9 protein-coding genes are annotated in these 9,989 nt (G+C 50.8%); all 9 read left to right on the top strand.

Translation table 11 applies throughout. The features are described 5' to 3' along the window. On the top strand, positions 1 to 1,235 hold a 1,235-nt coding region (locus B7X71_RS08345), incomplete at its 5' end, for a flippase (protein WP_293600511.1). A 39-nt stretch (positions 1,236 to 1,274) separates the two neighbouring features. Next, positions 1,275 to 2,204 (top strand): glycosyltransferase, encoded by a 930-nt coding sequence (locus B7X71_RS08340; RefSeq protein ID WP_293598988.1) that lies wholly within the window; start codon positions 1,275 to 1,277, stop codon positions 2,202 to 2,204. Between the two features lie 338 nt (positions 2,205 to 2,542). After that, entirely contained in the window at positions 2,543 to 3,589 is a 1,047-nt protein-coding gene (locus B7X71_RS08335) for a hypothetical protein (RefSeq protein WP_293600510.1), read from the top strand. A gap of 9 nt (positions 3,590 to 3,598) precedes the next feature. Then, positions 3,599 to 4,687: a glycosyltransferase gene (locus B7X71_RS08330; RefSeq protein WP_293600509.1), complete on the top strand. Its 1,089-nt coding sequence runs from the start codon at positions 3,599 to 3,601 to the stop codon at positions 4,685 to 4,687. Beyond that, the gene (locus B7X71_RS08325) at positions 4,684 to 5,910 is read left to right on the top strand and encodes a glycosyltransferase family 4 protein (RefSeq protein ID WP_293600508.1); all 1,227 of its coding nucleotides are present in this window, start codon (positions 4,684 to 4,686) and stop codon (positions 5,908 to 5,910) included. The genes B7X71_RS08330 and B7X71_RS08325 overlap by 4 nt, the downstream gene beginning before the upstream one ends. Before the next feature lie 33 nt (positions 5,911 to 5,943). Further along, positions 5,944 to 6,816, top strand: a complete 873-nt coding sequence (locus B7X71_RS08320; protein ID WP_293600507.1) for an SDR family oxidoreductase — start codon at positions 5,944 to 5,946, stop codon at positions 6,814 to 6,816. A 25-nt stretch (positions 6,817 to 6,841) separates the two neighbouring features. Further along, on the top strand, positions 6,842 to 7,852 hold the full coding sequence (locus B7X71_RS08315) for a polysaccharide biosynthesis protein (protein ID WP_293600506.1): 1,011 nt from the start codon (positions 6,842 to 6,844) through the stop codon (positions 7,850 to 7,852). Further along, positions 7,845 to 8,975 carry a UDP-N-acetylglucosamine 2-epimerase (non-hydrolyzing) gene (wecB, locus tag B7X71_RS08310; RefSeq protein ID WP_293600505.1) on the top strand — a complete coding sequence of 377 codons (1,131 nt, stop codon included), beginning with the start codon at positions 7,845 to 7,847 and terminating at the stop codon, positions 8,973 to 8,975. Before B7X71_RS08315 ends, wecB begins: the two co-directional genes overlap by 8 nt. A 22-nt stretch (positions 8,976 to 8,997) precedes the next feature. Continuing rightward, positions 8,998 to 9,960, top strand: a complete 963-nt coding sequence (locus B7X71_RS08305; RefSeq protein ID WP_293600504.1) for an SDR family oxidoreductase — start codon at positions 8,998 to 9,000, stop codon at positions 9,958 to 9,960. Positions 9,961 to 9,989: the final 29 nt, after the last annotated feature.

Raw genomic sequence — 9,989 nt, 5'->3', positions numbered from 1 at the left:
ATAAGGAGGACGAAAAGGTCGGCCCGCTCGTGGCAACGGCAACGGTCCTCATGGCTATGCTAGGTTTGTTGGCTGGGGTGTTGATGGCCGCCACTGCATCTTGGGGCGTGAGCCTTATTCATGAGGTGCCCGATCGTCGGGAGGCTGTGAATGCTGTTTATGCAATGGCACTAGCCATGCCATTCATCGTACTGACGTCCGGTTTTCGAGGCATTCTGGAGGCGCGTGACGCCTTCGGTATCATTAACCTCATCCGCCTTCCTATGGGTTTATTTACCTTTCTAGGACCGTTGGCCGTTGTTCTGTACGCACAACCAGCCCGCCTAGACTACATCGCCTGGATTTTAGTCGCCGGACGAGTGATTGCTTGCGGCGTTCACGGGTACTACGCTTGGCGTGTTTTGCCAAGAGAGCGTATTATATTCACGTGGAAAGCCAATTTGCTAAAACCGCTTTCTGTTTCAGGGGGCTGGCTGACTGTGAGTAATATCGTTAGTCCGTTCATGGGCTATGTAGACCGATTTGTAATTGGCGCAATTGTTTCTGCCAGTGCGGTGGCGTATTACGCTACGCCCCAAGAACTCGTGACTAAGTTATGGATCGTGCCCGGCGCATTAACGGCTGTACTTTTCCCCGCCTTCGCAACACAGATGGCACGAAGAGATGAACAAACATGGGTGTTGTTCGGAAAGGCTGTATATTGGCTCTTTATGGCTTTACTTCCCCTCACCGTTGCACTCTCGCTTTTTGCGCACGACTTACTTGTGCTGTGGATTAACTCGGCGTTTGCGGATCAGAGTACCGGCTTGATGCGGGTGTTCGCTATAGGAATACTTATCAATTGCCTTGCCCATGTTCCATTTACATTGATTCAGAGTGCTGGCGCGGCGAGGCTGACAGCGCTAGCCCATCTAATTGAGCTGCCCCTTTTCCTTGGAGCTCTTTGGTGGCTGACTTCAGTACACGGTATTCTTGGGGCGGCAATCGCCTGGTTACTTCGGATGACCTTGGATGCGTTTTTGATGTTTATTCTCTGCAGCCCACTATTGGGCCGGTCTGTCAAAAGCATTTTCAGTATCAAAGTATTTGCTTTGGGGTTTCTTGCGTTGTTGGGATTTTCTGGTTCAATGATTTCATCTTTAAATATACGTATCGTTTGGATGTTCCTGATGATTTTTGCGCTAGCATGGCCTGCGATGATATCGTGGCAATCATTTCGTTCGCGCAGCATTTGATTGATCCGGGATAGTGATTCAAATTTGAGAATTAAAGCAATGCAGCAGTTTCCACTTGTCAGTATTGTGACGCCTACCTTCAACCAGGCAACCTATCTTGCTCAAACAATTGACAGCGTATTATGCCAAGACTATCCAAATATTGAGTATATCGTTATAGATGATGGGTCTACGGACTCGACACCTGAAGTGTTAAGTCGTTATAGCGGAAAAGTTCGCTGGGAGCGGCATGAAAATATGGGGCAGGCTCTCACCTTGAATAAAGGTTGGGCAATTTCGACTGGTTGTGTTATGGGCTATTTGAGCTCAGACGACATTCTTTATCCCGGTGCAGTGTCTAAGCTCGTTGCAATTCTCGAGCGCGATAATTCCGTTGCTTGTGTGTACCCCGACGCTCATCTCATCGATAATATTTCGCATGTCGTAAAAAGAAATGTTTGTCGCCCTTTCGATTTGACTGATTTGGTTATTCGACAGGAATGCTACATTGGTCCGGGGGCGCTATTTCGGCGCGATGCGTTTGACCTCGCAGGTGGGTGGAAATCGGAATTAAAGTTGGCGCCTGATCGAGAGTTCTGGATGAGGTTGGCTGAATATGGGAGGATTGAATTTTGTCAAGATGTGTTGGCAGGCTATAGGATTCATCCAGAGTCGATTTCATATAAGGATGTTTCGGAGGCGATAGGAAGGGAATACCTTTTCGTTTTGGATCAGTATTTTGACAGTTCTTCTGTGCCTGCAGACCTTGTAGTTAGAAAATCCGAGGCCTATGGATATGCCCATTTGATACTCGCCAGAAACTGCTTTCGCGCTGGACTTTTTAGACGAGGTTGGGAGCTTTATGAGGAGGCATGTCGCATTTACCCGCCTTTGCGCAGCACGTCCGTAAAGGCTAGGATTTTGCGTAACGTCGTCAGTAAACCGCTACGTATAGCGTTGGCGACCTGCCGATCTGTGTTTAAAAGTTAAATAGTATGAATTTCCGTAGACTTAAAATAAGATGGCTTGCGCCGTTAATTTTTTTTCAGTTTTATCTCGCAGCTACTGTTCTGCTATTTTTCTTTGGCCCTTGGCCTTGGGAGGTGACTAGTCCTTGGTTGCTTGCTGGTTATCTCATCGCTGCGCAAGTGTGCATCGGAGTCGGTTATCTCTCGGCGTGGAGTCGGATTTACTATTCTTGTTCTAAATCAAAGGAAAGTTCCGAATTTTCTCGAAATATCGAGTTTGGCATAAAGTTTTTGAAGTGCGGCTTATTCGTAACTTATGCCTTACTAGTTCCCACATCTCTATCGCGGACTGGATCAATTTTGCCCAACATTCTCGCCGGCATAGGAGATCCTGGTGCTGTATACAACCAAAATTTTGAGCGACTAGAAGGTGGCAACGCTTTTGTAATAGTCGAATATCTACGAATTCTAATGTCCCCGTTGCTCATTGGGGTCTACCCTTTGACGGTGGTTTATTGGTCTCGTCTCTCCGTGAAACTAAAGGCTCTTTGTGTGGTGGCTATTTTATTTAACCTTAGCCTTTACCTTGCGACTGGGACTAATAAAGGATTCGCTGACTTTGTTGTCACTTTGCCGTGGCTCGTGTTTTTAAGTCTTTCTGCTGGAATTCTCAAGTTGCGCATTCATCGTGGGCTATTTATTGTTGGTCTTTTAGCTTTGTTTTTAATGTTTTTACATTTTTTTGGAATGGGACAAATTCAGCGAGAAGGCGGGGTGGGCGAGTTGGGGGTATTTAATACGGGCGTGGAACGCCTTTTCGCCAATCAAGAACATTCAGTTTCGCAATTCCTGTCGCCCGATTTAAGAGTTATTTTTGAGTCTTTAACTCGATATTTGGGGCAAGGATATTATGCGCTGTCTATGAGTTTTGGAATAGAGCACAGCAGTACCTTTGGATTTGGAAATTCTATATTTTTAGCAAGAAATGCAGATGCCTTTTTGGGTACAAATTTTTTTACATCTGGTTCGATACCTGGACTATTGGAGGCGCAGACTGGCTGGGGGATGTTCACGCTTTGGCATTCGATCTATCCGTGGTTGGCGTCCGATTTCGGGTTTTTCGGAACGTTACTGGTCATGGTTTTCTTGTCGTACCTATTTGCACTAAGCTGGGGTAGATCGCTGATATATCTTTCTCCTCGCTCCGTCATATTATCTTATCTTTTTTTGATTTTATTTTTCTACATTCCTGGCAATAATCAGATCTTTCAGTCTGGCGATACGTGCGTGGCATTTTTATTTTTGCTTGCAAGTGTTATGTTTATACGTCCACCAACCGTGGATAGGTCGGCAGACCCGCAACCCATGAGTGAATCATCTCGAACCAAACCTTCTGGATGTCTTTAGCTGATTGTTATGTTGCGTAAACGTATAAAACCTGCGAATCTTGCTGACTCGACCACTGTGTTGTTGAGCGCTTTTGGTATTCATGCCGGAGGGGGCTTGGTTCTTCTCAGGGCACTAATTCGTGATCTCGATCCGTCACTGAAAATTTCCGCGCTAGATTCACGTGTGAAGTTGGATCAATATTTTCCGCTTCCCAGCGGGGAGGTTGATTATATTCCTCGAAGTTTTGTTGCGCGAATATTGTCGTTAAACAAATTGGCGAAGTTGGCTTTGGCTGGTGACACGTTACTATGTTTTAATAGTCTTCCGCCGCTCCGAAAGTCAAAGGGAAGAGTAATCGTTTTTGTACAGGCGCCTCATTTCGTTGGGACGCATCGGGGAATTAGGTACTCTCTATTGACGGCGATCAGACTTCAGGTTGAAATTATCTGGTTTAAATTAGGAATTAAAAATAGTAATGAGATTTGGGTTCAAACGCGTGGTATGCACGAGGCTTTGCGGGTTCGGTACCCAACTATTACAGTTAAAATAGTTCCACTTGTGGATGAGGAATTAGCTTCCAAAATGTCCATATTGCCAGTCCTTGAAACAAAAAAGAGCATCAATGATTCCGAGTTTGCATTCTTTTATCCAGCTGATGCGGTAGGGCATAAAAATCATGAAAATCTTTTGCGTGCATGGGCGTTACTTGCAAAAGCGGGACGAACTCCCAAGCTGTTTCTTACGCTGCAGGCTGCGGAGATGGCGTGGTTGTGGAAACGTGCTGCGCTTGGCGGCGATGATCTGAATGCCATCATAAATCTTGGATGGCTTACTCGAGCTGGGGTTTTGCAGCAATTGAAAAATTCATCAGCATTGATTTTTCCTTCCTTGGCAGAAACTTTTGGGTTGCCCCTATTGGAGGCGCGCGCTCTCGGGATTCCAGTTGTAGCCTCGGAACGGGATTTTGTCCGAGACGTATGTGCGCCGGCGCAGACTTTTGACCCTGAGTCTCCTCGCTCCATTGCAATGGCTATCCTTCGTTTTATGGATGGAAGCGGTCCTCTAACCACCCAATATTATTCGGCACCGGATTTTGTGGCGGAGCTGTTCTTGTGAAGGTGCTGGTGCTGACGCAATACTTCTGGCCGGAATCATTCCGTATCAACGAGGTGGTGGTGTTGCTCCAGCGAATGGGCTGCGAAATCACCGTTCTGACAGGCCAACCAAATTATCCGCAGGGGCAAGTATTCGAAGGCTATCGTGCTGCTGGTTTGGGGACTCGGCAGCATGAAGCCGGCTACAGTATTTGCCGTGTCCCTTTGGTCCCGCGAGGGGATGGCGGTGCGCTTCGATTGGTTGCCAATTACCTGTCATTTGTTCTGAGTGCCACTGTTTTGGGGCCGTGGCTGTTACGTTGGAAGGCCTACGACCTGATTTTCGTCTATGCGCCTTCGCCGATTCTCCAGGTCATGCCGGCAGTGTGGCTGGCTTTTATCAAGCATGCGAAACTGGTGACATGGGTGCAGGACCTTTGGCCGCAAAGTCTTGAGGCAACCGGTTTTGTGCGAAATCGGCGGGTGTTGGGCATGACGGCGGTTTTGGTCCGCTGGATATATCGGCGCTGTGATTTGCTGTTGGTGCAGTCCCGGGCCTTTGTTTCTCCGGTGCAAGCTATGGCTGGCATTACGCCGGTGCACTATCACCCTAATCCGGGTGAATTGGTTGCTGATCAATCGCAGCCTGTTGGCGGTCCTGCTTTGCAGTTAAAGCCAGGTTTCAACGTGGTTTTTGCCGGCAATTTGGGCACCGTTCAAGCCTTGGATACCGTGCTGGACGCCGCCGAGCTTTTGCAGCTGCACGAGGATGTGCATGTGGTGCTTGTAGGCAGCGGTAGCCGCAGCGATTGGTTGCAGCATGAGGTGGCGCGACGGCGGTTGCGCAACGTGCAAACGCCGGGCCGGTTCCCGCCTGAGGTCATGCCCGGCATTCTGGCTCAGGCTTCAGTGCTGCTGGTGAGCCTGGTGCGTAGTCCCATCATGAGCCAGACGGTACCGAGCAAAATGCAGGCCTATTTGGCAGCAGGAAAGGCGATCATTGGGTCGCTGGATGGTGAGGGTGCCCGGTTGCTCAGCGAGTCCGGTGCCGGTTTGGCCTGCGCCGCAGAGGATGGTCCCGCGCTGGCAGCGGCAGTGCTGAGGCTTCGGGCTCTTTCGCCCGATGCTCTTCAGCGCATGGGCGAGGCTGGCGAGCGTTATTACCGGCAGAATTTTGATCCGGACATTTTGGCTGCAAAGCTGGTGGAGCACTTTTCCCAAGTCTTGGCGGGATGCAGGCGATAGGTGGAAACAATGTAATGAAAGAAATTGGATTCAATGACTAACGAAAAAACCCCCAAAGTGCTTGTGTTGGGCGTTTCCGGCATGCTGGGCAATGCAGTGCTGCGCGTTTTCGCTCAAAGCGACGCCTACGCGGTAATGGGGTCTGCGCGTTCGGCCAATGTGTTGCGCCTGTTGCCGCCCGAGATGCGCGAGCATGTGGTGTGCGGCGTGGATGTCGAGAACTCCGACAGTCTTACGCGGCTTTTCGCCCAGGTCCGACCTGACGTGGTGATTAACTGCGTTGGTTTGGTCAAGCAGCTCGCAGAGGCTGACGACCCTTTGGCTGCAATTCCCATCAATGCAATGTTACCGCACAGGCTTGCTCAGCTATGCGCGGTCGCAAATGCGCGATTGATTCACATGAGCACAGACTGTGTTTTTTCTGGTTCCAAGGGCATGTACCGCGAGCAAGATTTCTCAGATGCGCAGGATCTGTATGGCCGTAGCAAATATATGGGGGAAGTGGACTACCCGCACGCAGTAACGCTGCGCACGTCCATCATTGGTCATGAGCTGACCGGTGCGCATAGCTTGGTGGGATGGTTTCTGGCGCAACAGGGGACCGTCAGCGGATTCACGCGGGCGATTTTTTCAGGCTTGCCGACGGTCGAGCTCGCGCGTGTCATGCGCGATTTCGTTGTCCCAAATACCGACTTGCGAGGGCTCTACCATGTGTCGGCCGAACCTATCAATAAATTCGATCTGCTGAAACTGGTGGCGCAGGCCTACGGTAAAGCCATCGACATCACACCAGATGACGAGCTGGTGATCGACCGGTCCCTAGACTCAAGCCGCTTTCGCAAGATCACGGGGTTTCAACCGGCGGATTGGCCGGAACTGGTGCGTCGCATGCGTGAATTTGCTTGAATCAATTTACTGAGGAAACTAGAAAATGTTTAAGGACAAAGTACTTCTGATCACTGGAGGAACTGGCTCATTTGGCAATGCCGTGCTGAATCGCTTTTTGCATTCGGACTTTGCCGAGATTCGGGTCTTCAGCCGCGATGAAAAAAAGCAGGAAGACATGCGAATCGCGTTAAAGAGCGACAAGGTGAAGTTCTATATTGGTGATGTGCGCAACTATGACAGTGTTCATGATGCCCTCCGTGGCGTGGACTATGTGTTTCACGCGGCCGCGCTCAAACAGGTTCCGTCCTGCGAGTTCTATCCTATGGAGGCAGTGCGTACCAACGTGCTGGGCGCGGAGAACGTGATGCGTGCAGCCATTGCCAACGAAGTCAAGCGCTGTGTCGTACTGAGCACGGACAAGGCGGTGTACCCCATCAACGCCATGGGCATTTCCAAGGCGATGATGGAAAAGCTGATGGTGGCGAAGTCCCGTCTGTGCGACCCAGGCAAGACAGTGCTTTCTGCCACGCGTTACGGCAATGTGATGGCTTCGCGCGGCTCGGTGATACCGCTCTTCTTGCAGCAACTGCAGCAGGGCAAGCCACTCACCATAACCGACCCGAGCATGACAAGATTTTTGATGTCGCTGGAGGAGTCGGTGGATCTCGTTTTATATGCGTTTGAACACGCGAGACCAGGCGATATCTTTGTACAAAAGGCGCCAGCGTCCACAGTGGGTGACCTGGCGCAGGCGATGAAAGCGTTGCTTGGAAGTGGCAGTGATCTGAAAATCATCGGCACCCGGCATGGTGAGAAACTTTATGAGTCTCTGGTGTCGCGGGAAGAAATGGCCCGTGCAGATGACTTTGGTGAGTACTACCGGATTCCAGCAGACTCCCGGGACTTGAACTACGACAAGTATTTTGTCGAAGGTGAAACAGGCATCTCTGAAATCGACGATTACACCTCGCACAACACCCGTCGCCTCGATGTTGATCAGGTGAAGGAAGTATTGATGAAGCTGGACATTATTCGCGAGGCCTTGCATGCGTAAGCTCAAGGTCATGACGATTGTGGGTACCCGCCCCGAGATCATTCGCCTGTCGCGCGTCATTGAAAAACTCGATCAGCATTGCGATCATGTGCTGGTGCATACCGGGCAAAATTACGACTATGAGCTTAATGAGGTTTTTTTTAGTGATCTGGGTATTCGCAAGCCGGACGCTTTTCTGGAGGCCGCAGGCACCACCGCTGCCGAAACCATAGGCCAAGTTATTATTTCTGCGGATAAGGTAATGCAGGAGCATGTACCTGAAGCCTTGCTGGTGCTGGGTGACACCAACAGCTGCCTCGCCGCCATTTCAGCCAAGCGCCGCAAAATACCCATCTTTCATATGGAAGCTGGTAACCGCTGCTTTGATTTTCGGGTTCCCGAAGAAATCAATCGGCGCATTGTCGACCACACTTCAGACATCAACCTGACCTACAGCGATATCGCGCGGGAGTATTTGCTGCGAGAGGGTCTACCACCTGACCAAGTGATCAAGACGGGAAGCCCCATGCGTGAGGTGATTGAATATTATCGCGAAGGCATATCGGCATCGGCTGTTCTTTCCCGCCTGGAGTTGAAGGAGCAGCAATATTTTCTGGTCAGTTCTCACCGAGAGGAAAACGTGGATGCGCCAGAAAATCTTCAGCGCCTGTTTAGTGTGTTGAATGCTTTGGCAGAGAAATTTGCATTACCTGTGATCGTTTCAACGCACCCGCGTACGCGAAAGCGCATGGACGTCATGGGACTAGGTGCCAATGCCCTGGTTCAGTTCCACAAGCCATTCGGCTTCCTTGATTACGTACGGCTCCAAACGGCTGCCCGTGCGGTATTGTCGGACAGCGGCACGATCACGGAAGAATCATCCATACTGAACTTTCCCGCAGTAAACCTGCGTGAGGTACAAGAACGACCGGAAGGATTTGAGGAGGGTGCGGTGATGTTTGTGGGTATGGATGTTGATCGGGTGCTGCAAGCGTTGGATGTATTGGCTAGCCAACCCCGTGGAGAACTCCGCACCTTGCGCATGGTGGAGGACTATGCCGCCAACAACGTATCCGACAAGGTTGTCCGGATTCTTCTGAGCTATACGGATTTCGTAAACAGAAAAGTTTGGCACAAAGCGTGAACGTCGACTGGACCATTCCGTCATGATTCTTGTAACAGGGGCTACCGGCTTTCTCGGTAAAGCCGTCCTGAAACATTTGCTCGCTGATAACCAGGCGTGGCGCGTGGCTGTAGCTGTGCGTAAAGCGGGTCAACAGTGGCCCGAGAAGGTACTGCCCCGGGTGATGGGTGATCTGGAATCTTATACCGACTGGTCCGTTGCGCTCGATGACGTTTTTGCCGTTGTGCACTGTGCCGCTCGCGTCCATGTGATGAACGACGCGGCCATAGACCCCTTGGCTGAGTTTCGTCGTATCAATGTCCAAGGTACCCTGAATCTGGCCCGACAGGCCGCTACAGCGGGTGTGCGACGATTTATCTTTATCAGCTCTATCAAGGTCAATGGTGAGTCAACGCAGCGGGGTTCACCGTTTTTTGCAGATGGTATTTGTGCTCCACTTGACCCATATGGTGTCTCCAAAATGGAGGCAGAACAAGGGCTACGCGATATATCCGCTCAAACCGGCATGGAGGTCGTCATCATCCGTCCTCCGCTAGTGTATGGACCCGGCGTAAAGGCTAACTTTGCCGCCATGATGCGCTGGCTAAAACGCGGCATACCCTTGCCGCTCGGCGCCATTCACAACCAGCGCAGTCTGGTAGCCCTCGATAACCTGGTCGATTTGATCGTGACGTGCCTTAGCCATCCGGCCGCAGCCAATCAGACCTTTCTGGTCTCGGATGGTGAGGATTTGTCCACCACCCAGTTGCTCCGGCGTATGGGTAACGCTCTCGGCAAGCCGGCTCGATTAATTCCTGTTCCTGCCTCGGTACTCAAACTGGGTGCCGCCCTTGTGCGAAAGCCCGAGCTTGCGCAACGCCTGTGTGGCTCGCTGCAGGTTGACATATCGAAAACAAGGGAACTGCTGGGCTGGCGTCCACCAGTTTCAGTGGATGAGGGACTTCGAAGGGCGGCGGAAGGGTATCTGCGTGAAACGGTTGTTTGATTTGATGTTGGCGCTGTGCGCTGCGATCG

It is taken from the genome of Polynucleobacter sp. 39-46-10, assembly GCF_002282275.1.
Note: the sequence above shows the minus strand (reverse complement) of the source record. Positions and strands in the feature narration are given on the sequence as shown.